The 21,789-nt window shown below is 75.7% G+C and carries 18 protein-coding genes; 9 read left to right on the top strand and 9 right to left on the bottom strand.

The window, feature by feature from the left end; genetic code table 11:
• The first annotated feature begins 100 nt into the window (after positions 1–100).
• The 5 genes from BJ989_RS01940 (at position 101) to BJ989_RS01920 (ending at position 6,773) form a co-directional block, all read left to right on the top strand.
• Complete coding sequence (locus tag BJ989_RS01940; RefSeq protein ID WP_179516777.1) at positions 101–1,864, top strand: DEAD/DEAH box helicase; 1,764 nt, start codon at positions 101–103, stop codon at positions 1,862–1,864.
• 211 nt (positions 1,865–2,075) lie between these two features.
• Complete coding sequence (locus BJ989_RS01935) at positions 2,076–3,539, top strand: NAD-dependent succinate-semialdehyde dehydrogenase (protein ID WP_179516776.1); 1,464 nt, start codon at positions 2,076–2,078, stop codon at positions 3,537–3,539.
• 122 nt (positions 3,540–3,661) lie between these two features.
• Positions 3,662–5,116: a glucose-6-phosphate dehydrogenase gene (zwf, locus tag BJ989_RS01930; RefSeq protein WP_246283381.1), complete on the top strand. Its 1,455-nt coding sequence runs from the start codon at positions 3,662–3,664 to the stop codon at positions 5,114–5,116.
• A 74-nt stretch (positions 5,117–5,190) separates the two neighbouring features.
• Positions 5,191–5,766: a rhomboid family intramembrane serine protease gene (locus BJ989_RS01925; protein ID WP_246283380.1), complete on the top strand. Its 576-nt coding sequence runs from the start codon at positions 5,191–5,193 to the stop codon at positions 5,764–5,766.
• The gene (locus BJ989_RS01920; RefSeq protein ID WP_179516774.1) at positions 5,766–6,773 is read left to right on the top strand and encodes a DUF2332 domain-containing protein; all 1,008 of its coding nucleotides are present in this window, start codon (positions 5,766–5,768) and stop codon (positions 6,771–6,773) included. The genes BJ989_RS01925 and BJ989_RS01920 overlap by 1 nt, the downstream gene beginning before the upstream one ends.
• A gap of 26 nt (positions 6,774–6,799) precedes the next feature.
• Here BJ989_RS01920 and BJ989_RS01915 read toward each other — a convergent pair whose 3' ends face one another.
• The 4 genes from BJ989_RS01915 to BJ989_RS01900 all read right to left on the bottom strand — a co-directional run bounded on the left by BJ989_RS01915 (position 6,800) and on the right by BJ989_RS01900 (position 10,919).
• Entirely contained in the window at positions 6,800–7,420 is a 621-nt protein-coding gene (locus BJ989_RS01915; RefSeq protein ID WP_179516773.1) for a TIGR03086 family metal-binding protein, read from the bottom strand.
• Between the two features lie 4 nt (positions 7,421–7,424).
• Complete coding sequence (locus BJ989_RS01910) at positions 7,425–8,531, bottom strand: sigma-70 family RNA polymerase sigma factor (RefSeq protein WP_343049007.1); 1,107 nt, start codon at positions 8,529–8,531, stop codon at positions 7,425–7,427.
• Between the two features lie 205 nt (positions 8,532–8,736).
• Positions 8,737–10,335 carry an FAD-dependent oxidoreductase gene (locus tag BJ989_RS01905; RefSeq protein ID WP_179516772.1) on the bottom strand — a complete coding sequence of 533 codons (1,599 nt, stop codon included), beginning with the start codon at positions 10,333–10,335 and terminating at the stop codon, positions 8,737–8,739.
• On the bottom strand, positions 10,332–10,919 hold the full coding sequence (locus tag BJ989_RS01900) for a TetR/AcrR family transcriptional regulator (RefSeq protein WP_179516771.1): 588 nt from the start codon (positions 10,917–10,919) through the stop codon (positions 10,332–10,334). The genes BJ989_RS01905 and BJ989_RS01900 overlap by 4 nt, the downstream gene beginning before the upstream one ends.
• A gap of 17 nt (positions 10,920–10,936) precedes the next feature.
• Here BJ989_RS01900 and BJ989_RS01895 point away from each other — a divergent pair, with 17 nt between their 5' ends.
• Together BJ989_RS01895 and BJ989_RS01890 are read left to right on the top strand one after the other, a co-directional pair.
• Entirely contained in the window at positions 10,937–12,580 is a 1,644-nt protein-coding gene (locus BJ989_RS01895; RefSeq protein WP_246283379.1) for an FAD-binding oxidoreductase, read from the top strand.
• Positions 12,577–13,488: a diacylglycerol/lipid kinase family protein gene (locus BJ989_RS01890; protein WP_343049006.1), complete on the top strand. Its 912-nt coding sequence runs from the start codon at positions 12,577–12,579 to the stop codon at positions 13,486–13,488. The genes BJ989_RS01895 and BJ989_RS01890 overlap by 4 nt, the downstream gene beginning before the upstream one ends.
• A 13-nt stretch (positions 13,489–13,501) precedes the next feature.
• Here the strand turns inward: BJ989_RS01890 and BJ989_RS01885 are convergent, their stop codons facing one another.
• From BJ989_RS01885 to BJ989_RS01875, 3 genes are read right to left on the bottom strand one after another with little or no spacing between them, the layout of a single operon-like run.
• Complete coding sequence (locus BJ989_RS01885) at positions 13,502–14,650, bottom strand: aminotransferase class I/II-fold pyridoxal phosphate-dependent enzyme (RefSeq protein ID WP_179516770.1); 1,149 nt, start codon at positions 14,648–14,650, stop codon at positions 13,502–13,504.
• A gap of 34 nt (positions 14,651–14,684) precedes the next feature.
• Complete coding sequence (locus BJ989_RS01880; protein WP_179516769.1) at positions 14,685–16,703, bottom strand: FAD-dependent oxidoreductase; 2,019 nt, start codon at positions 16,701–16,703, stop codon at positions 14,685–14,687.
• Entirely contained in the window at positions 16,700–17,314 is a 615-nt protein-coding gene (locus BJ989_RS01875) for a PadR family transcriptional regulator (protein ID WP_179516768.1), read from the bottom strand. The genes BJ989_RS01880 and BJ989_RS01875 overlap by 4 nt, the downstream gene beginning before the upstream one ends.
• A gap of 107 nt (positions 17,315–17,421) precedes the next feature.
• Here BJ989_RS01875 and BJ989_RS01870 point away from each other — a divergent pair, with 107 nt between their 5' ends.
• Positions 17,422–18,579, top strand: coding sequence for a CaiB/BaiF CoA transferase family protein (locus BJ989_RS01870; protein ID WP_179516767.1), 1,158 nt, complete (start codon positions 17,422–17,424; stop codon positions 18,577–18,579).
• A gap of 363 nt (positions 18,580–18,942) precedes the next feature.
• Positions 18,943–20,436: a DEAD/DEAH box helicase gene (locus tag BJ989_RS01865; protein ID WP_179516766.1), complete on the top strand. Its 1,494-nt coding sequence runs from the start codon at positions 18,943–18,945 to the stop codon at positions 20,434–20,436.
• Between the two features lie 126 nt (positions 20,437–20,562).
• Here the strand turns inward: BJ989_RS01865 and BJ989_RS01860 are convergent, their stop codons facing one another.
• Both BJ989_RS01860 and BJ989_RS01855 read right to left on the bottom strand, forming a co-directional pair.
• Positions 20,563–20,838 (bottom strand): DUF7218 family protein, encoded by a 276-nt coding sequence (locus BJ989_RS01860; RefSeq protein ID WP_179516765.1) that lies wholly within the window; start codon positions 20,836–20,838, stop codon positions 20,563–20,565.
• Between the two features lie 136 nt (positions 20,839–20,974).
• On the bottom strand, positions 20,975–21,718 hold the full coding sequence (locus tag BJ989_RS01855; protein WP_343049005.1) for a MerR family transcriptional regulator: 744 nt from the start codon (positions 21,716–21,718) through the stop codon (positions 20,975–20,977).
• Between the last annotated feature and the right edge of the window lie 71 nt (positions 21,719–21,789).

Below are 21,789 nucleotides of genomic sequence, written 5' to 3'. Positions count from 1 at the left end.
CCGGCGGGTCTCTCGGGCCCACCACGCGCGTCCGCCCTCCACCGGGCGCTGCGGGCCGCCACGAATCGCCGTGCGGCGCGCGGCCCCCTACCCTTGACCGGTGAGTGATGCACCGACCGACACGCCGACCGACAGCACGACCTTCGCCGACCTCGGACTGAGCGACGAGGTGCTGGCGGCGCTGCGCGACGTCGGCTACGAGACGCCCTCCCCGATCCAGGCCGCCACCATCCCGCCGCTCCTCGAGGGCCGCGACGTCGTCGGCCTCGCCCAGACCGGCACCGGCAAGACCGCCGCCTTCGCGCTGCCGATCCTCAGCCGCCTCGACCTCTCGCAGAAGGCGCCGCAGGCGCTGGTGCTGGCGCCCACCCGCGAGCTCGCGCTGCAGGTCTGCGAGGCGTTCGAGCGGTACGCCGCCCGCACCGCCGGCGTGCACGTCCTGCCCGTCTACGGCGGCCAGGGCTACGGCGTGCAGCTCTCCGCGCTGCGCCGCGGCGTGCACGTGGTCGTGGGCACCCCGGGCCGGATCATGGACCACCTGGAGAAGGGCACGCTCGACCTCTCGCAGCTGCGCTTCCTGGTGCTCGACGAGGCCGACGAGATGCTCAAGATGGGCTTCGCCGACGACGTCGAGACGATCCTCGCCGAGACGCCGGCGACCAAGGACGTCGCGCTCTTCTCGGCCACGATGCCGCCCCAGATCCGCCGCATCTCGAAGAAGTACCTCGACGACCCGGTCGAGATCTCGGTCAAGACGAAGACCCAGACCAACGCCTCCATCACCCAGCGCTACCTGCTGGTGTCCTACCCCCAGAAGGTCGACGCGCTCACGCGCATCCTCGAGGTGGAGAACTTCGAGGGGATGATCGTCTTCGTCCGCACCAAGCAGGCCACCGAGGTGCTCGCCGAGCGGCTGCGCGCCCGGGGCTACTCCGCGGCCGCGATCAACGGCGACATCGCCCAGCAGCAGCGCGAGCGCACCGTCAACCAGCTCAAGGACGGCTCGCTCGACATCCTCGTCGCCACCGACGTCGCCGCCCGCGGCCTCGACGTCGAGCGCATCAGCCACGTCGTCAACTTCGACATCCCGACCGACCACGAGTCCTACGTCCACCGCATCGGCCGCACGGGCCGGGCGGGCCGCACCGGCGACGCGATCTCCTTCGTCACCCCCCGCGAGCGGGGCCTGCTCAAGGCGATCGAGAAGGGCACCAAGGCGACGCTGCAGCAGATGCAGCTGCCGAGCGCCGAGGACGTCAACTCCACCCGGCTCGCGCGCTTCGACGACGCGATCACCGCCGCGCTCGCCGACACCGAGAAGGTCGACTTCTTCCGCGACGTGGTCGCCCACTACGTGCGCCACCACGACGTGGCGGAGGTCGACGTGGCCGCGGCGCTGGCCACGGTGCTGCAAGGCGACGAGCCGATGCTCATCGACCCGGCCGCGGAGCCCAAGCCGGTGCGCATGGACAGCGGGGGCGACCGCGCCGACCGGGGCGACCGACCCGGGCGGGGCGAGCGACCCGGCCGCGGCGAGCGCGAGCGGCGCCCGCGCGGTCGCGAGGGCGACTTCGCGACGTACAAGATCGCGGTCGGCAAGCGCCACAAGGTCGAGCCGCGCCAGATCGTGGGGGCGATCGCCAACGAGGGCGGGCTGTCGCGCTCGGACTTCGGCAACATCTCGATCCGCCCCGACTTCTCCCTCGTCGAGCTGCCGAAGGAGCTGCCGGCGGGGGCGTGGGACGCGCTGCGCTCCACCCGCATCTCGGGCAAGCTCATCGAGCTGCAGCTCGACCGCGGCCCCGGCTCGGGGGGCGGGTCCAGCAGCGGCAGGCCCGACCGCAAGCCGCGCCACAAGGGCTGAGGCCGGGTCACCCGGGCCGAGGTCGCAGAAGAGGCCCGGAGAAGAGGCCCGGAGACGAGACCGAGCCCCTCGCAGCATGGGGTCAGCGAGGGGCCCGGCACTCCCGAGTGTGCCACCTCGCCCGCGGGTTGTCCCGGCTTCCCCGCAGCCGGTCCGCGCGGGGGGCGGTGGTCTCGACCACCGCTCCTGGGCAGCGTGCCAGCATGAGCCCATGAGCGACGCACTCCGCGGCACCGGCGCCCTGTTCACCCCCCAGCTCTTCGTCGGTGGCGCGTGGCGTGACGCGGCGGGCGGGCGCACCTTCGCCGTGACCGACCCCGCCGACGGCAGCGAGCTCGCGCAGGTCGCCGACGCGACCGTCGAGGACGCCCGCGCCGCCCTCGACGCCGCGGTGGCGGCGCAGGAGGAGTGGGGCCGCACGGCCCCCCGCGAGCGCAGCGAGGTCCTGCGCCGTGCGTTCGAGGCGATCGTCGCCCGCACCGACGAGCTGGCGCTGCTGATGAGCCTCGAGATGGGCAAGCCGGTCGCCGAGGCGAAGGGCGAGGTCGCCTACGGCGCGGAGTTCTTCCGCTGGTTCGCCGAGGAGGCCGTGCGCATCGCGGGGCGCTGGATGCCCGCGCCCGCCGGCGGCTCCCGGCTGGTGACGATCAAGAAGCCGGTCGGCCCGGTGCTGCTGGTGACGCCGTGGAACTTCCCGCTCGCGATGGGCACCCGCAAGATCGGCCCGGCCGTCGCGGCGGGCTGCACGATGGTGCTCAAGCCCGCCGAGCAGACCCCGTTGACCTCGCTGGCGCTCGCGCGGATCATGCAGGAGGCCGGGCTGCCCGACGGCGTCCTCAACGTCGTCACCACCTCCGAGGCCCCCGCCGTGAGCGAGGCGCTGCAGGCCGACGCGCGGCTGCGCAAGGTCAGCTTCACCGGGTCGACCGAGGTCGGCCGGATCCTCGTGCGCCAGTCGGCCGACCGGCTGCAGCGGGTCTCGATGGAGCTCGGCGGCAACGCGCCCTTCCTCGTCTTCGACGACGCCGACCTCGACGCCGCCGTCGAGGGCGCGATGGTGGCCAAGATGCGCAACATGGGCGAGGCCTGCACGTCGGCCAACCGCTTCCTCGTCCACGCCGCGGTGGCCGACGACTTCGCCGCCCGCCTCGCGGAGCGGATGTCGTCGCTGGTCGTCGGTCGCGGCCAGGACGACGGCGTGCAGGTGGGCCCGCTCATCGACGACGACGCCGTCCGCTCGGTGGGCGAGCTCGTGGAGGACGCCGTCGCCGGCGGCGCCCGCGTGCTGGCCGGCGCCACCCGCATCGACGGCCCGGGCCACTTCTACCCGCCGACCGTGCTGGTCGACGTACCGGCCTCGGCGCGGCTGGCCGCCGAGGAGATCTTCGGCCCCGTGGCGCCGGTGACGACGTTCACCGACGAGGACGAGGCCGTGCGGCTGGCCAACGACACCGACTACGGCCTGGCGTCCTACGCCTACACCCGCGACCTGGCGCGGGCGCTGCGGCTGGCCGAGCGCCTGGACCACGGCATGGTCGGCATCAACACCGGCCTGCTCTCCAACCCCGCCGCGCCCTTCGGCGGCGTCAAGGCCAGCGGCTTCGGCCGCGAGGGCGGCTTCGAGGGCATCGAGGAGTACCTCGAGACCACCTACGTCTCGCTCCCGGCGGGCTGAGGCCGGCCGGCGTCGGTGAGGGCCGGCCCGTCGCGACCGTTACCCGCCCGTACGCCGGACGCACACCCGCCGGCGGTCGGCCCGCCCGTGCGCGCGTGGGAGGCTGGGGGCATGGTGATCGCATGGTGATGAACTACCCCGAGCGCCGCCCCGAGGGCACGCCCGGTCCGCCCACCACGGTGGTGCTCTTCGGCGCGACCGGCGACCTCTCGCGACGCAAGCTGCTGCCCGGGCTGCTGCACCTGCTGCGCTCCGGCCTGCTGCCGCACGTGCAGATCGTGGGCACCTCGCTCGACGAGCACACGCGCGACTCCTTCGTCGACTTCGTCAAGGAGGCGCTCGACGAGTTCGGCGACGACGTCACCGACGAGCAGTGGGACGACTTCTCGAAGCGGCTGTGGTGGGCGCCCGGCGGCACGCCGGAGTCGCTGCGCCGCGCGGTCGACGAGGCCGAGGCGGAGTGCACCGAGCCGCAGCAGCGGCTGCACTACCTCTCCGTGCCGCCCAAGGCCGCGCTGGCCGTGCTCGAGACGCTGCGCGAGGCCGACCTGGTCGAGCGCGCGCGCATCATCATGGAGAAGCCCTTCGGCACCGACCTCGAGTCGGCGAAGCGGCTCAACGCGGCCGTGCACGAGGTCTTCGACGAGGACCAGGTCTTCCGCATCGACCACTTCCTCGGCAAGGAGGCGGCGCTCAACATCCTCGCCTTCCGCTTCGCCAACGGCCTCTTCGAGCCGATCTGGCACCGCAACATGATCGACCACATCCAGATCGACGTGCCCGAGCAGCTCGGCCTCGAGCAGCGCGCGCAGTTCTACGAGGCGACCGGCGCCTACCGCGACATGGTCGTGACCCACCTCTTCCAGATCCTCGCCTTCACCGCGATGGAGGCGCCCACCGCGCTCGACCCGCTGTCGATCACGGAGGAGAAGAACAAGGTCTTCCGCTCGATGCTGCCGATCGAGCCGCGCGACGTCGTGCGCGGGCAGTACGCCGGCTACCTCGACGAGCCGGGCGTCTCCCCGGAGTCGGAGACCGAGACCTTCATCGCGCTCAAGTGCTTCGTCGACAACTGGCGCTGGGCGGGCGTGCCGTTCTACCTGCGCACCGGCAAGAAGCTCGGCCAGGGCCAGCGGATCATCTCGGTGGCCTTCAAGGAGCCGCCGAAGTCGATGTTCCCGGCCGGCTCGGGCATCGGGCAGCACGGGCCCGACCACCTCACCTTCGACCTCGCCGACAAGTCGCGGATGTCGCTGTCGTTCTACGGCAAGCGTCCCGGCCCGGGCTTCCGGCTGGAGAAGCTGTCGATGCAGTTCTCCGTCGACGACACCGACTGGGCGGGCTCGCTCCTGGAGGCCTACGAGCGGCTGATCCTCGAGGCGGTCAAGGGCAACCACACCCTCTTCACCACCAGCCAGGGCGTCGAGCGGCTCTGGGAGGTCTCGCAGCCGCTGCTCGACAACCCGCCGCCCGTGCGGCCCTACGCCGTCGGCTCGTGGGGGCCCAACCAGATCCACCAGCTCATCGCCCCGCGTGCGTGGCGCCTGCCCTTCGAGCGCAAGTGGCGGGGCGACTGAGCTCCTCCCGCTCCCCGTGGGGCGGGAGCGCGGCAGGCAGGACGGGCGGGGGATCGCGCGCGGGCACCGCGGCGTTGGTCGCCGGCGGCTTCGTCGCGCTGCTGTGGCTGCTCGAGCTGGTCGACCAGGTCGCCTTCGGCGGCCGCCTCGACCTGGAGGGCGTGCGCCCGCGCAGCGAGGACGGCCTGGGTGGGGTGGTGGTCGCGCCGCTGCTGCACGGCGGCTGGGGCCACCTGGTCGGCAACACGGTGCCGCTGCTGGTGCTCGGCTTCCTCGTGCTGCTCTCGGGGCTGGCCCGCTGGGCCGCGGTGACCGCCGTGGTCTGGCTGGTCGGCGGGCTCGGGGTGTGGCTGGTGGCGCCGGCCGGAGGGATCCACCTCGGCGCCTCCGTGCTGGTCTTCGGCTGGCTGGCCTACCTGCTCGTGCGCGGCCTGGTCTCGCGCCGGCCCGGCCAGATCGCGCTGGGGCTCGTGGTGCTGGTGCTCTACGGCGGCGCGCTGTGGGGGGTGCTGCCGGGGCAGCCGGGGGTGTCGTGGCAGGGGCACCTCTTCGGCGCGGTCGGTGGGGTGCTCGCGGCGGCCTGGCTCGAGCGCCGGCGACCCGGCGGCGGCGGGCCGCGGGTGCGGCGTACTGCCCTGCCGAGGGCCTGATGCTCCTCTACGCGAGCGTGGCGGAGGAGTACCTCGACTTCGCGCGGCACGCCGCCGCCGACTCGCCGTGCTTCGCCGACTGGGCGACGCAGGTCGCCGGCGACCGCGACGTGCTCGCCTGGCTAGACGCGCTGCCGACGCTCAAGCGGCAGCCCAACCTGGTCTTCGCCGCCGCGCGGTGGCACGGCGTCCCGGCCCCGGGTCCGTACGACGCGCTGCGTGCGGCGCTGCTCGACGACGACGGGACGCTGCGCGCGACCGTGCTGGCGCGCTCGACGCAGACCAACGAGGTGGGGCGCCTCGCGACGACGGTGCCGCTGCTGGCGCAGGTCGCCGCGACCACCGACCGGCCGCTGGCGCTGGTGGAGGTCGGCGCGAGCGCGGGGCTGACGCTCTACCCCGACCGCGTCGCCTACCGGTGGAGCGGGAGCGTCGGGGGCAGCCTCCACCCCGCGCCCGGTGGCGGCTGGCCCCCGCCCCCGGTGCTGGCGTGCGCCACCAGCGGGCCGGTGCCGCTGCCGAGGCGTCCGGTGGAGGTCGCCTGGCGCGGGGGACTCGACCTGCACCCGCTCGACGTGTGCGACGACGACGCCGTCGCGTGGCTCGAGCAGCTGGTGTGGCCCGAGGACGAGGCACGACGGGAGCGCCTGCGGGCCGCCGTCGCGGTCGCCCGCCACGACCCGCCCGTGCTCGTGCGCGGCGACCTGCTCGACGACCTGCCGGCGCTGGTGGAGACCGCCGCGCGGCACGGCGAGGTGGTGGTCGTGCACAGCGCGGTGCTCGCCTACGTGCGCCCCGAGGAGCGGCCCGACTTCGTGGCCACCGCCCGCGAGCTGGTCACACGGGGCGCGTGCCACTGGATCAGCAACGAGGGCCCGCAGGTGCTGCCCGAGGTCACCGCGACCGGCCCCGCGGTGCCCGCCGACCTGGCGACCTTCGTGCTCGGCCTCGACGGTTGCGCCGTGGCCTGGACCCACCCGCACGGCCGCTCGCTGCACTGGCTCTAGGCGGCCGGGAGGCGCCGGTCAGCCGGTCAGCCGGGGCCGCGGGACCGTGCGGCCTGCGCGGACGGCTCGCGACCGAGCCACGCCAGGAGCGCGACGTCGGCGGGAGCGCCCGGGTCGACCGTCACGGGCGCGGCGAAGCGCCCCGCCCGCCCGGCCTCCGGCACGAGCAGCCGCGCGGCCGGGAGCAGGGCGGACGCCAGGCCGGTCGGCAGCGCGGGCCCGCCGACCGTGCGCGCGACGTCCCAGCCGTGCACCCCCACCTCGAGCGCGGCGACGCGCACCAGCAGGTCGGCGTCGAGGCCGCGGTCGGCGAGCCGCACGGGCACCCCGACCGGCGACGTGGCCATCCACGCCCCGAGCAGTCGGCTCGCCCGGGCCCGCAGGTGGGTGACGAGGTCGGCGGCACCGGCGCGGGCGTCGGGAGTCGGTGCGGCGCCGTCGATGCGCACCTCGCCGGCCGCGGCCTCCGTGAACGCCGTGAGCGCGTCGTCGAGGTGGGCGAGCAGGTCGCGCAGCCGCCACCGGCCGCAGGGGGTGGGGGCACCGAGCAGGTCGTCGGTGACGCTGCCGAGCACCGGGCCGACCCAGCAGAGGGCGCGCTCGAGCAGCTCGACCGGGTCGGGGACGCCGGTCGGGGAGGGGGGCACGGCCCTAGGCCGAGACGTCGTGGCCGGAGCCGCCGGGCCCCGAGCGAGCGGCGCCCGCGTCGGGGCGCACGTCGGCGGGCAGCCGGTCGGGCAGCCCGAAGGTCGCGAAGAGCCGCTCGCCGAAGAACGCGCCGACGTGCGCGACGCGGTCGCCGTCGAGCTCGAGCACCTGCAGCTGGAAGGGCACGAAGTCGCCCTCCGGCCCGCGCATGTAGAGACCGAAGGCGGGCTGCCCGTTGGCCCAGGTCGCGACCATCGGCATGTCGTGCGCGCCGCCCGGGCACTGCGTGTCGATGAGGCGGGCGATGTTCTCCGCGCCGCGGTACCACCCGGTGAAGGGCGGCATCTCCCACACCGCGTCGGCGGTGAGCAGCCGCACGACCTCGTCGACGTCCTTGCGCCAGAACGCCTCGACGTAGCGGTCGAGCAGCACCCGCTGCTCGGCGGTGAGCTCGTCCTGGACGGTGTCGGCGGTCAGCGCCCGGCTCGCCATCTGCGCGTGGGCACGCTGCAGCGCGGAGTTGACCGCCGCGGTGGTGGTGTCGAGCGCCTCGGCCGTCTCGGCCGCCGACCAGCGCAGCACGTCGCGCAGGACGAGCACCGCGCGCTGGCGCGCCGGCAGGTGCTGGAGCGCGGCGATGAAGGCGAGTCGGATCGTGTCGCGCTCGGCCACCACGACGGCGGCGTCGGGCACCGGCTCGAGCCAGGGCACCTCGGGGTCGGCCTCGAGCGCGTCGCCGGCGAGCGAGTCGGCGGTGCCGAGGCCGGTCGGCAGCGGCCGGCGCGGCCGACCCTCCAGGTTGGTCAGGCAGACGTTGGTGGCGATGCGGTAGAGCCAGGTGCGCACCGACGAGCGGCCCTCGAAGTCCGCCGACGCCCGCCACGCGCGCAGCAGCGTCTCCTGCACCAGGTCCTCGGCCTCGTGGACCGAGCCGCTCATCCGGTAGCAGTGCGCGAGCAGCTCGCGCTGGTAGCGCTGCGTCAGCGACGGGAAGTCGGCCAGCTCGGCCTGCTTCGCCGCGAGGCCCGTCGGCCCCGTCGTCTGCCCTGTCGTCGGCCCTGTCGTCGGCCCCGTCGGGGCCTCCCGCACCTCGGTCATCGTGCTCTCCACCCGTCGGCTCCCCTGTTCGCGCCAGTCTGTCGTGGGTGGGGACCGGTGTCGACGCCCGGATTCATCGGTCTTCGGCACGCCTTTCGACGGACTTGTGGCCCAGGTCCTGCACTTGTGGGCCGAGTTCTCGGGGCACAAGTGCAGGAGTCCCCGGTCGACCGGTGACTCCGACACGGGCTCCGGCAGGCTCCGGCAGGCCGGGGGCCTACCGCGAGGGGGAGGCGAGGGCGAGGGCGCGGCGGGCGAGGGGCTCGGCGAGCGCGCGGTCGGCGGGCACCAGCCCCACGCGCGTACGCCGGTCCAGCAGGTCGTCGACGTCGACGGCGCCCTCGTGGGTCACCCCGAAGACGAGCTCGGCCAGGCACACCGGGACGCCCGGTGCGGCCGGGGCGAGCAGCTCCTCGTCGCCGAACCCGGTCACCTGCCGCGCCGTGTCGAGGACGAGCGCCGCGTCGGTGCCGTAGCGGCGGACGAGGCGCCGCGGCTGCTCCAGCGAGGCCAGGGTGGTGCGGTCGGCCGCGCCGAGCAGCGGGGTCGACCGCGTGACGCACGGCCCGGCCCGCCCGGCGAGCCCGGGCGAGGCGACGAGCGCGGCGTCGACGGCGTCCTCGGCCATCCGGCGGTAGGTCGTGAGCTTGCCGCCCACGACCGTCACGACGCCCGAGGCCGAGGTGAGCACGGCGTGGCGACGCGAGAGGTCGGCGGTGCGGCCGGGCCCGCCGCCGTCCTCGCCCGTGCCGGGCGCGGGTGCCACGTCGAGCAGCGGCCGCAGCCCGGCGAAGGCGCCGACGACGTCGTTGCGCCGCAGCGGCCGCTCGAAGGCCGCGGCGACCACGTCGAGGAGGAAGCCGACCTCGGGCTCGGTCGGCTCCGGCACGTCGGGCACCGGCCCCTCGACGGGCTCGTCGGTGAGACCGACGTAGAGCGTGCCGTCGGGCTGGGGGATGACCATGACGAAGCGGTTGGTCTCGCCCGGCACCGGGGCGGTGACGGTGGCGGTGAGGCCGGGCAGGGTGTCGGCGCGCAGCACCAGGTGGGTGCCGCGGCTCGGGCGCAGCCGCACCTCGTCGTCGACGTCGCCGGCCCACACACCCGTGGCGTTGACGACCGCGGCCGCGCGCACGTGGTGGGTCGCCCCGGTCAGCCCGTCGCGCAGCACCACGCCGTCGCCGCGTGCCCGCTCGACCCGCGCCCGCGTGCGCACCAGGGCGCCGCGCGCGGCGGCGGTGCGCGCGAGGGTGACCACGAGGCGGGCGTCGTCCTCGAGCTGGCCGTCCCACGACAGCAGGCCGCCGCGGAGCCCGGCGCGGCGCAGGCCCGGGGCGAGCCGCAGCGTCTCCTCGGTGCTGATGCGCCGCGGGCGCGGCAGCGTCTCGCGGTCGGTGCCGGCGGCGCGCCGCAGCAGGTCGCCGGCCCACAGGCCGGCCCGCGCGACGCCGCCCTGGGCGCCGGTGACGCCGGAGGACAGCGGTATGACCATCGGCATCGCCCGGGTCAGGTGGGGTGCGGTGACCTCCATGAGCACGCCGCGCTCGACGGCCGACTCGTGGGCGACGCCGACCTGGCCGTGCGCGAGGTAGCGCAACCCGCCGTGCACGAGCTTCGAGGACCACCGCGAGGTGCCGAAGGCGAGGTCGTGGGCGTCGACGGCGAGCACGCGCAGGCCGCGGGTCGCGGCGTCGAGGGCGACGCCGGCGCCGGTCACGCCGAGCCCGACGACGACCAGGTCGACCTCGTCGGGGAGGTCCGCGACGCCGGCCCCGATGCGGGTGGCGCCCGCCCCGGTCGCACCCGCCCCGGTCACGCCCGCACCGCCCGGCGCACCAGCTCGCGCAGCTCGGCGTCGACGTCGGCCTCCGAGACCTCGTCGTCGACCATCGTGTGCGAGGAGAAGGCGAAGCCGTGGGCCGCCAGCACGAGACCGCGGGCGATCGCGGCCGGCGCGCCGGTGCGCACGGTGCCGGCCTCCTGGCCGCGGCGCACCTGGTCCTCGACGAGCGCGAGCACCAGGTCCTGGCTCCGGCCGCGGCGGTGCAGCAGGTAGGGCAGCAGCAGCTCGGGGTCGAGCTCCACGATGCGGATGAACAGCTCGTTGGCGCGCAGCGCCTCGACGGTCGCGGAGACCGCCTCGGCGAGCTGCTCGACCTCGTCGAGGTCGGTGTCGGCGAGCCGGGTGCCGACGCGGTCGACCAGCGCGCCCCACTCCCGCGTCATCAGGTCGGCGAGGAGCGCGGCCATGTCGCGCCACGTGCGGTAGATCGTCATGCGCGAGACCCCGGCCCGGCGCGCCACCTCGGTGAGCGTCGTACGACGCCAGCCGACGTCGAGGATGCAGGCGCGCGCTGCATCGAGGTAGGCGTCCTGGGTGTTGTGACGGAGTGACGTCATGTGTCACACTGTAACACATGACGACCACCGGAGCAGGCCCCGCTGCGGCGCCGGAGCGCCCCACCGTGCCCGAGATGCACCCCCAGCGCTGGGGCGACCCGGCCCGTGCCACCGCGTTGCCCGAGGCGACCGCCGGCCTGGTGGAGCTCGCCTTCGGCCACCACGAGACGCCCGCGGTGGCCGACCCGCGGCCCCCCGCCCCCCGCCTCGACCCGGGCCTGCTCGACGACCTGCGGGCCGTCGTCGGCGAGGCCCACGTGCTCTGCGACGACGCGACCCGGCGCCTGCGCACCCGCGGCAAGTCGACGCCCGACCTGCTGCGCGCCCGCGCCGGCGACCTGTCCGACGCCCCCGACGCCGTGGTGCGCCCCGGCGACCACGACGAGGTGCAGGCGGTCCTCGACTGGGCGGTGGAGCACCGCGTCGCGCTGGTGCCCTTCGGCGGCGGCACGTCGGTGACCGGCGGCCTCGTCGCCCGGCGCGACGGCCTCGCCGGCGTCGTCAGCCTCGACCTGGTGCGGATGAAGCGGCTCGTGGCCCTCGACCCGGTCTCGCGCACCGCCACCCTCGAGCCGGGTCTGCGTGGTCCCGAGGCCGAGGCGCTGCTCGCGGCGGAGGGTTTCACGCTCGGCCACTTCCCGCAGTCGTTCGAGTTCGCCTCGATCGGCGGCTTCGCCGCCACCCGCTCGAGCGGGCAGTCCAGCGCGGGCTACGGCCGCTTCGACGCCATGGTCGTCGGGCTCACCGCGGCCACCCCGCGGGGACGCCTCGACCTGGGCTCCTCGCCGGCCAACGCCGCCGGCCCCGACCTGCGCCAGCTGCTGCTCGGCTCCGAGGGCGCGCTCGGCGTCGTCACCGCCGTCACCGTGCGCGTGCGCCCCGTGCCGGAGGAGAAGGCCTACGAGGGCTGGCACTGGCCCTCCTTCGAGGCAGGGCAGACGGCCATGCGCACGCTCGCCCAGGCCGGCCAGCTGCCCACCGTGCTGCGGCTCTCCGACGAGCACGAGACCGTGCTCAACCTCGCGCGGCCCGACGCGATCGGGGCCGACGGGTCCGAGGGAGCGGACGGGGACGGGGCGCCCGGCGGTGGCTGCCTGATGATCACCGGCTACGAGGGCACCCCCGCCGCCGTCGCGCGCCGCCGCGACGAGGTCACCGAGGTGCTCACCGCCCTGGGTGGCCGGCGCCTCGGCACCGACCCCGGGGAGGCCTGGACCCACGGTCGGTTCGACGCGCCGTACCTGCGCGACTCGATGCTCGACGCCGGTGTGCTCGTGGAGACGATGGAGACGGCGACCTTCTGGTCGCGGGTGCCTGCGCTGTACGCCGCGGTGCGCGCCGCCCTCGTCGCGAGCCTCGGCGAGCAGGCGATCGTGCTGTGCCACGTCAGCCACGTCTACGAGACCGGGTGCTCGCTCTACTTCACCGTCGCCGCGCCGGCGGGCGACGCGCCCCTCGAGCGGTGGCTCGCCGCCAAGTCCGCGGCCTCCGACGCGATGCTCGACCAGGGGGCGACCATCACCCACCACCACGCCGTCGGCACCGACCACAAGCCGTGGCTGGCCCGCGAGGTCGGCCCCGTCGGGGTCGAGCTGCTGCGCGCGCTGAAGGCCGCGGCCGACCCCACCGGCGTCCTGAACCCGGGGGTGCTCGTCCCGTGACGCGGTCCTTCACGTTGCTGGTCAACCCCGCCTCGGGCGGCGGCGCGGCCCCCGGTGCGGTCGTCCCGGTCGCGCGCCTGCTGCGCGACGCGGGCGCGCAGGTCGAGGTGACCTACTCGCCCGGGTCACGGGCGGTGCACGACCTCGTGACCCGCGCGGTGCAGCGCGGCGACGTCGTCGTCTCGGTCGGCGGCGACGGCATGCTGTCGTCGCTGGTCGGCCCGGTCTCGCGGCAGGGCGGCACCCTCGGCCTGCTGCCCGCCGGGCGCGGCAACGACTTCGCGCGCGCGCTCGGCCTGCCCGACGACCCGGCGGCCCAGGCGCAGGTGCTCCTCGCGGGGCGCGCCCGCACGGTCGACCTGGTGGCCGCGACCTGGCCCGGGCAGGAGGAGCGGCGCGTGGCCGGCTCGGTCTACGCCGGCGTCGACGCGCTCGCCTCCGACCTCGTCGACCGGGCGCACCGCCTCCCCTCCGCTGTGCAGTACCCCTACGCCGCCGTCCGCGCCCTCTCGACCTTCCGGCCGGGCCGCTACCGCCTCGACGTCGACGGGGTCGAGGTGGAGCACGACGCGGCGACGGTGGTCGTGGCGGGCTCGGGCTTCTACGGCAAGGGCATGCACATCGCCCCCGACGCCGTGCTCGACGACGGCCTGCTCGACGTCGTCGTCATCGAGGCGGCCTCCAAGCGCGCACTCATCCGCAGCCTGCCCAAGGTGTACGACGGGTCGCACGTGCACCTCGACGCCGTCCACGTGCGCCGGGCCCGCCGCGTCGAGCTGCGCGCCGAGGCGCGCGGCGGCGTGCCGGTCGGCGGCGACGGCGAGGGCCTCGGCGTCCTGCCGGGGCTCGACGCGGAGCCGCTCGTCGTCGAGGTGGTGCCGGGGGCGCTCACGGTCCTCGCGCCCTAGCGCCCCCGCTCGCTCAGGCGGGGGCCAGGGCCACGCCCAGCCGGCGCACGACCTCGGTCAGCCGGTCCGGCGAGGTCGCGAGGTTCAGGCGGGCGTGGCCCGGCAGCCCGGGGTGGTAGTCCTCGCCCGGCCCGAGCCGGACCCCGCCCGCCTCGGCCCGCGCGACGGGGTCGGGCCCGCGGCCGTCGGGCGCGGCGTACGCCCGGAGGTCGAGCCACGCCAGGTAGGTCGCCTCGAGCCGCCGGGTGCGCGCGAGCGGCAGGTGTGCCGCGAGCAGCGTGCCGAGCAGGTCGCGGTTGGCCGCGACGCGGTCGCGCACGGCGGCGAGCCACGCGTCGCCGTGGCGCCACGCCGCGACCGAGGCGACGGCGCCCAGCGGCGACCAGCCGTGGGTCTGCACGAGCGGCAGCGCCTGCAGCACCGCGCGGTCCTCCGGGTCGAGGGCGACGACCTGGGCGCAGGGCAGGCCGGGGGCGTTGAACGACTTGGTCGTGCTGGTGACGGCGATGCCGCGCGGGTCGACGGCGAGGTAGGGCGTGAACGCGGGCCCGTCGGGCAGCGTCAACGGCGCGTGCACCTCGTCGGCCACGACGCGGGCGCCGTGGTGCGCGGCGAGGTCGCGCAGCGCCTCGAGCTCCGCGCGACGCGCGACCCGGCCGAGCGGGTTGTGCGGCGAGCAGAGCAGCAGGGTGCGCGCGCCGGCGGCGAAGGCCCGCTCGACCGCGGCGAGGTCGAGCGCCGCCTCGGGGTCGTCGGGGTCGGTCTCGACGTGGACGGCCTCGCGACCGGCGAGCGCGACGACGTCGCGGAAGGGCGGGTAGCACGGCAGCGGCACCACCACCGGCCCCGGCGGGCACAGCGACTCCAGCACCAGCCGCAGTCCGGGCACCACCGCGGGCACGGGCACGCTCGCCTCGGGGGGCACCTCCCAGCCCCACTGCCGCCGCGCGAACCCGGCGTACGCCGCGCCGACGCCGGCGTCGTCGAACGGCGCGTAGCCGGTGACGCCCCGCTGCAGCGCCGCGGTGACCGCGTCGGTGACGGCGGGCGCGGTGTGCCAGTCCATCTCGGCCACCCAGGCGGGGATCGTGCCCTCGGGCACGGCTCCCCACTTCAGCGGCAGCGCCGCCCTGGCCTCGGCGTCGGTGTGGTCGCGCAGCACGCCCCTCACGCTACGTGCCGAGCCGGCGACGGGGTCAGATCGCCGCGGCCACCTCGGTGCCCTGGCGGATCGCGCGCTCGGCGTCGAGCTCCGCGGCGACGTCGGCGCCGCCGACGAGGTGCAGGCGGGTGTCGCCACCGGCGGCCGCGAGGGCGTCGTGCAGGTCGCGCACCGACTCCTGGCCCGCGCAGACGACGACGTGGTCGCAGGCCACGACGCGCGGCTCTCCGTCGACGAGCAGGTGCAGCCCCTCGTCGTCGACGCGCACGTAGGTCGCGCCGCTCACCTGCACGACCCCCGACTGCTTCAGCACCGCCCGGTGCGCCCAGCCCGAGGTCTTGCCGAGCCCCTTGCCGATGGGCGTGGTCTTGCGCTGCACCAGCGTCACCTCGCGCGCGGGCGTGCGGGGCTTGGGCTCGGTCAGGCCGCCGCGGTGCAGCGACGGGTCGCCGACGCCCCAGTGCGCCTTCCAGTCCTCGAGCGTCTCGCCGGGCAGGTGCGTCAGCCAGACGCTGACGTCGACGCCGATGCCGCCGGCCCCGACCACGGCCACGCGCCGCCCGGGGACGACCCGCCCGCTCAGCACGTCGGCGTAGGACACGACCTTGGGGTGGTCGGCGCCGTCGAAGTCGACGGTGCGCGGGACGACGCCGGTGGCGACCACCACGTCGTCGTACGCCGCGAGGTCGCCCGCCTCGGCCCGCGTCGAGGTCCGCACGTCGACGCCGAGCACCTCGAGGCGGCGGGTGTAGTAGCGCAGCGTCTCCGCGAAGTCCTCCTTGCCGGGCACGGCCATGGCCAGGCGGAACTGCCCGCCGATCTCGGGTGCGGCCTCGAGCAGCGTCACCTCGTGGCCGCGCTCGGCGGCGGTGACGGCGGCCGAGAGCCCGGCCGGGCCGGCGCCGACCACGGCGACGCGCCGACGACGCCGGGTGGGTGCGAGGACGAGCTCGGTCTCGCGGCAGGCGCGCGGGTTGACCAGGCAGGAGGCTTTGCGGCCGGAGAAGGTGTGGTCGAGGCAGGCCTGGTTGCAGGCGATGCAGGTGTTGATCTCGTCGGCGCGGCCGGCGGCCGCCTTGGTGACGATCGCGGGGTCGGCCAGCCAGGGGCGCGCCATGGAGACCAGGTCGGCCGAGCCGTCGGCGAGGATGCGCTCGGCCTCGTCGGGCGTGCTGATCCGGTTCGAGGCGCACACCGGCACCGACACGGCCGCGCGGAGGCGGGCGGTGTGCTCGACCCAGGCCGCCCGGGGCACCTGGGTGATGATCGTGGGCACCCGGGCCTCGTGCCAGCCGATCCCGGTGTTGAGCACGCTGACGCCGGCGGCCTCGAGCCGCTGGGCGAGCTCGACGGTCTCCTCCCAGGTCTGGCCGTCCTCGACCAGGTCGAGCAGCGAGGTGCGGAAGACGATCGGGAAGCCGTCGCCGACCAGCTCGCGGGAGCGGCGCACGACCTCGACCGCGAGGCGCATACGCTTCTCCGCGGTGCCGCCCCAGGCGTCGGTGCGGTCGTTGGTGCGGGCGGCGAGGAACTGGTTGAGGAGGTAGCCCTCCGAGCCCATCACCTCCACCGCGTCGTAGCCGGCCTTCCGCGCGAGCGCGACGCTGCGGGCGAAGGCGGTGGCGGTCGCGTCGACCTCCCTGCTCGACATCGCCTTCGGCCGGAAGGGGGTGATGGGGCTCTTGCGCGCCGACGCGCCGCGGCTGAAGGGGTGGTAGGCGTAGCGCCCGGCGTGCAGCACCTGCAGCGCGATCGCGCCGCCCTCGGCGTGCACCGCGTCGGTCACCTGGCGGTGGCGCGCGGCGTGCAACCGCGTGCTCATCTCCCCGGCGAGCGGCTTCAGCCAGCCGCGCTTGGTGGGGGAGTAGCCGCCCGTGACGATGAGCCCGGCCCCGCCCCGCGCGCGCTCGGCGTAGTAGGCGGCGAGCTTCGGCAGGTCGCGCACCGCGTCCTCGAGCCCGGTGTGCATGGAGCCCATCACCGTGCGGTTGCGCAGGGTGAGGTCGCCGACCGTCAGCGGGGCGAGCAGGTGCGGGAAGGGGCTGGTGCTCATCGGGGGGTCCTCTCGGTCGGGTCGGGGGCAGCGGCGTCAGGGGCGGCGGGGTCGCGTGCGGCGTCGGGTGCGGCGTCGTGGGCGGCGAGGCACTCCGTCAGCCAGTCCACCCAGAACCGCTCGAGGCCGATGCCGCCGCGCAGCACGAGGTACTGGTCGAGCGCGGCTCCGCTGAGCGCCGCCGGGTCGGGGTAGTCGCGCGCGCACATCGCCTCGTAGCCGGCCAGGCGACCGGCGTGCTCGGTCAGGTGGGTGCGCACGTCGTCGAGGACGGCCGCGCGATCGCCGTACGACGCCCCGCGCAGCCGCACCGTCAGCGCGCTGCGGAACTGCTCGGTGGGCTGCGGCTCGGCCAGCCAAGAGCGCAGCGCGTCGGCGCCGGCGGGGGCCACGACGTAGCGCTTCTCGCCACGGCCGCGCTGGGACCCCGGGCGGCCGGCGGTCTCGACCTGGACCCAGCCGTCGCGCTCCATGCGGCCCAGCGTCCGGTAGACCTGCTGGTGGGTGGCCTGCCAGAAGAGCCCGATCGAGCGGTCGAAGCGGCGGGTGAGCTCGAGGCCGGTGCCGGGGCGCTCGGTCAGCGCGACGAGGAGGGCGTGCTCGAGGGCCATGCCGTCGAGTGTGCAACGGGCGTGCAACTCGTTGCAACAGGCGTGGGTGGGCCGTGTCCCGGGTCACAGCGCGCGACCGTGACAGTGGTGGTGTCATGATGCGGCCCATGAGCATCGAGCTGGGACAGGGCACCGGACCGCTGCGCGGCCTCAGGGTCGTCGAGATCGCCGGGATCGGCCCCGGGCCGCACGCGTGCATGACGCTGGCCGACCTCGGTGCCGACGTGGTCCGCGTGGAGCGGCCCGGCGGCGGCATGCTGGCGGGCGGTGCCCACGACCTGCTCAACCGCGGACGCCCCAGCGTGGCGCTCGACCTCAAGCAGCCCGAGGCGGTCGGCGTCGTGCTCGACCTCGTCGAGGGCGCCGACGTGCTGGTCGAGGGGATGCGACCCGGCGTCGCCGAGCGGCTCGGCCTCGGACCGGAGCAGTGCCATGCGCGCAACCCGCGGCTGGTCTACGGCCGGATGACCGGCTGGGGCCAGACCGGGCCGTTCGCGCAGGTCGCCGGGCACGACATGAACTACGTCGCCATCACCGGCACCCTGCACGGGCTGGGCCAGGACAAGACCCGCCCGCACTTCCCCGCCAACCTGGTGGGCGATTTCGGCGGTGGGTCGATGTACCTCGTCACCGGGATCCTCGCCGCCCTCCTCGAGGCGCGCACGAGCGGCGAGGGCCAGGTCGTCGACGCCGCGATCGTCGACGGCACCGCCCACCTCAACGCGATGACCTCGGCCTTCCTCGCCGGCGGCGGGCACCGCGAGGAGCGCGCCGCCAACCTGCTCGACGGCGGTGCGCCGTTCTACGACATCTACGAGACCGCCGACGGCGAGCACATGAGCGTCGGGGCGCTCGAGCCGCAGTTCTACGACCGCTTCGTCGAGCTGCTCGGCATCGCCGAGGAGGCCCCCGACCGCTGGGACCCCTCCACCTGGCCTGCGCTGCGCACGCTGGTGGCCGACCGCTTCCGCCAGCGCACCCGCGCCGAGTGGGTCGAGGTCTTCGAGGGCACCGACGCCTGCGTCGCCGGGGTCGTGCGGCTCTCCGAGGCGCCGTCGCACCCCCACATGGCCGCGCGTGGGGTCTTCGTCGAGCACGAGGGGCTCGTGCAGCCCGCCCCCGCGCCGCGCTTCTCGCGCACCGAGCCCTCCCTCGGCCTGCCGCCGGCCCCCCAGGCCGGCGCGCACACCCGTGACGCCCTGCGCGCCTGGGGCGTCGCCGACGTCGACGGCCTGCTCGAGCGCGGGGTGGCGGTCCAGGCCTGAGGCCGGCGCCGCGCGCTGCGTCATGCGGGAGCGACGCGATGGCGTGCGGAGCGCATGACGCTCGGGGCTGACCCGTGGTGGCCCGCCGCCGGCGACGCGCGCTGCGTCATGCGGGAGCGACGCGATCGCGTGCGGAGCGCATGACGCTCGGGCGGCCGCGGGACCCGGCGTACGCCGTGGGGTGCGCGCCGATTCACCGACCGGGGCCGGTGACGGCTAGGGTCGTGCCTGCACAGCTCGCCCGGTCCTGCCGCGTGCTGTCCGCGCGTTGCAGCTCCACCTCGTGGGGTTCCGCGCGACGCCCTCCTCCGACCGGGGGAGCGGCGCAGTGGCGGGTCACCTCCAGCAGAGAGCAGCCCCTCCGTGCCCACCTTCGCCGACCTCGGCGTCCCCTCGTCCCTCGTCGCCCTCCTCGCCGAGCGCGGCATCTCCGACCCCACCCCCATCCAGACGGCGACGCTGCCCGACTCCCTCGCCGGCCGCGACGTGCTCGGGCGCGGCCGCACCGGCTCGGGCAAGACCTTCGCCTTCCTCCTCCCGCTCGTCGCGCGCCTGCAGGCCAGCGGTCGCACGCCCTCGCCGAAGGCCCCCCGCGCCCTGGTCATGGCCCCGACGCGCGAGCTCGTCGGCCAGATCAAGGAGTCCCTCGACCCGCTGGCGAAGGCCGCCGGCCTCAGCGTGATGACCGTCTTCGGCGGCGTCGGCCAGGGCCCGCAGGTGCAGGGGCTGCGCCGCGGCACCGACATCGTGCTCGCCTGCCCCGGCCGGCTCGAGGACCTCATCGGCCAGGGTCACTGCGACCTCGGCCGCATCGAGATCACCGTGCTCGACGAGGCCGACCACATGGCCGACCTCGGCTTCCTGCCCGGCGTGCGCCGGATCATGGACCGCACGCCGCGGCAGGGCCAGCGGATGCTCTTCTCCGCGACCCTCGACAACGGCGTCGACGTGCTGGTCAAGCGGTTCCTCACCGACCCGCGCCGCCACGAGGCCGACTCGGCGCAGTCGCCGGTGTCGACGATGGCCCACCACGTGCTCCACGTGCAGCGCGAGCAGCGGCTGCCTGTGCTCGTCGACCTCACCTCGGCCCCCGGCCGCACGGTCGTCTTCACCCGCACCAAGCACGGCGCCAAGGCGCTCGCCCGCCAGCTCAACAAGAACGGGGTGCCGTCGGTCGACCTCCACGGCAACCTCAGCCAGGGCGCGCGCACCCGCAACCTCGAGGCCTTCCACTCCGGTCGCGCCACGACGCTGGTCGCCACCGACATCGCGGCGCGCGGCATCCACGTCGACGACGTCGCGCTCGTGGTGCACGCCGACCCGCCGGTCGAGCACAAGGCCTACCTGCACCGCTCGGGCCGGACCGCCCGCGCGGGCAACGACGGCACCGTCGTCACCCTCATGACCGACGACCAGGTGCGCGACGTCCGTGCCCTGACCCGCGCTGCGGGGATCAAGCCGACCACGACGCGCGTCGACGGCCCGGCCCACCCGGTGCTGGTCTCCCTCGCCCCCGGCGAGCGGGTCCGCGTCGAGGGCGGCCTCGAGCTCGAGGTGCCGACGTCGGCGCCGGCGCGCTCGGGTGGCTCCGGCGGTCCCGGCGGTGCCGGCGGGGGCGGCGGTCGACGTCGTCGCCGCGGTGGCTCCGGCTCGGGCTCCGGATCGGGCCAGGGCGGCTCCGGTCAGGGTCGCGGCCAGGCGCGCTCGGGCGGCGCGAAGCAGTCCGGGCCGAAGCAGTCGGCGCCCGCCGGTGGTCAGGCCGCGCGCGGCGGGCGCGGCGGTGCGCCGCGGCGTACGTCGGGCGGCTCCGGCGGCTCGGGCGGCCACAGCGCCGCGTCGTTCTCCGGGCGCCGCTGACCCGCCCTAGGGCGCGCGCCGGCCCTCTTGTGGCCCAGGTCCTGCACTTGTGCCCCGAGTTCTCGGGCCACAAGTGCAGGAGTCACCGGTCGACCGGGGACTCCGACACGGCCGGGGCCGCGCGGCTCAGTGGTCGCGCAGGGCCTCGACCAGCTCGTCCTTGTTCATCGTCGAGCGCCCCTCGATGTCGAGCTCGCGGGCGCGCTGGCGCAGCTCGTCGACCGTCTGGTCCTCGTAGCTCTGCGCCTTGCCGCCCTTCTTGCCGACCTCGGAGCGCGAGGAGTTCGCGGCGGCGTTGGCGATGCGCGCCGACTTCTCCTTGCTGTTGCCCTCGTCGCGGAGCTTCTCGTAGAGCTCGTCGTCCTTGACGCTGGGGCCCGGGTCCTTCTGCTGCTTCGCCATGGTCGCCTCCTGGGTTCGCGGTCCTCCCTCCACGGTGACCCGCGACCGGTCGGCGCATGCCACCCGAGCGCAGCGCGTGACCCCTCGGCGGGTGCGCAGCGCGTGACCCCTCGGCGGGTGCGCAGCGGGTGACCCCTCAGCGGGTGGCGGCGCGGCGGTCGACCGCCTCGCGCCGCTTCTCCTCCATCGCGGACTCGTAGGCGTTGACCAGGCTCGCGACGGAGAGCGGCTTGAGGCGCTCGACCACCTCGCGCAGCCGGTCGGCGGCGTCGGCGTCGCCGCGGTAGCGGGGCCAGACCCGGTCGCGGAAGAGGGCGTACAGCTCCTCGGCGATGGCACGCCCGTGCGCGGCGTAGACCTCGCCGGCGGCGAGCGCCGCCTCGCGCGGGAAGCCCAGCTCGAGCAGCCCCAGGCCGACGCCGAGCTGCGAGACGGCCACGCGCAGCTGCCCGCCCGCCAGGCCGTCGGGCCCGGGGTGCACGATGCCGAGCGCGACGAGCGTGCCGAGGTCGTCGTCGTCGAGCGGGCGCGACGCGCGGCGCTCGAGCTCGGCGCGGGTCATCTCGACCGGCGACTCCGGCATCCACGGCGCCAGCAGCGTGCGGTGCAGCGCGATGTCCTCGGGCGTCGCGTCGGGCGGCAGCTGCGCGAGGTGCCCCTCGATCGCGGCGAGGGTGAAGCCGTGGGCCTGCAGCTCCTGCACGAGCTCGAGGCGGGCGACGTGGTCGGCGGTGTAGTAGCCCGAGCGGCCGTGGCGGATCGGCGGGGGCACCAGACCCTTCGAGGTCCAGAAGCGCAGCGTGCGCACGGTCGTGCCGACCCGGGTGGTGAGCTCGTCGAGGGTCATCAGGTCCTCGTCGGGGCCGGGTGCCTGGGCCACGTCGCTCCCTTCCGCGGGCTCGGGCGCGCCGCAGGGACGCGCGGGTGTGTGCGGCACCACACCGGGGGTGC

Origin of the sequence: Nocardioides perillae (assembly GCF_013409425.1) — a bacterium.
GTDB lineage: Bacteria > Actinomycetota > Actinomycetes > Propionibacteriales > Nocardioidaceae > Nocardioides > Nocardioides perillae.
The sequence above is the reverse complement of the archived record's forward strand: the minus strand, read 5'-3'. Positions and strand labels throughout refer to the sequence as shown.

Bases quoted from the DNA above. Each gene is read 5' to 3' on its own strand.
- BJ989_RS01875 (WP_179516768.1), bottom strand. From the start codon at position 17,314: ATGGCCCTCGAGCACGCCCTCCTCGTCGCGCTGACCGAGCGCCCCGGC.
- BJ989_RS01935 (WP_179516776.1), top strand. From the start codon at position 2,076: ATGAGCGACGCACTCCGCGGCACCGGCGCCCTGTTCACCCCCCAGCTC.
- BJ989_RS01900 (WP_179516771.1), bottom strand. From the start codon at position 10,919: ATGACGTCACTCCGTCACAACACCCAGGACGCCTACCTCGATGCAGCG.
- zwf (WP_246283381.1), top strand. From the start codon at position 3,662: ATGGTGATGAACTACCCCGAGCGCCGCCCCGAGGGCACGCCCGGTCCG.
- BJ989_RS01920 (WP_179516774.1), top strand. From the start codon at position 5,766: ATGCTCCTCTACGCGAGCGTGGCGGAGGAGTACCTCGACTTCGCGCGG.
- BJ989_RS01880 (WP_179516769.1), bottom strand. From the start codon at position 16,703: ATGAGCACCAGCCCCTTCCCGCACCTGCTCGCCCCGCTGACGGTCGGC.
- BJ989_RS01895 (WP_246283379.1), top strand. From the start codon at position 10,937: ATGACGACCACCGGAGCAGGCCCCGCTGCGGCGCCGGAGCGCCCCACC.
- BJ989_RS01870 (WP_179516767.1), top strand. From the start codon at position 17,422: ATGAGCATCGAGCTGGGACAGGGCACCGGACCGCTGCGCGGCCTCAGG.
- BJ989_RS01860 (WP_179516765.1), bottom strand. From the start codon at position 20,838: ATGGCGAAGCAGCAGAAGGACCCGGGCCCCAGCGTCAAGGACGACGAG.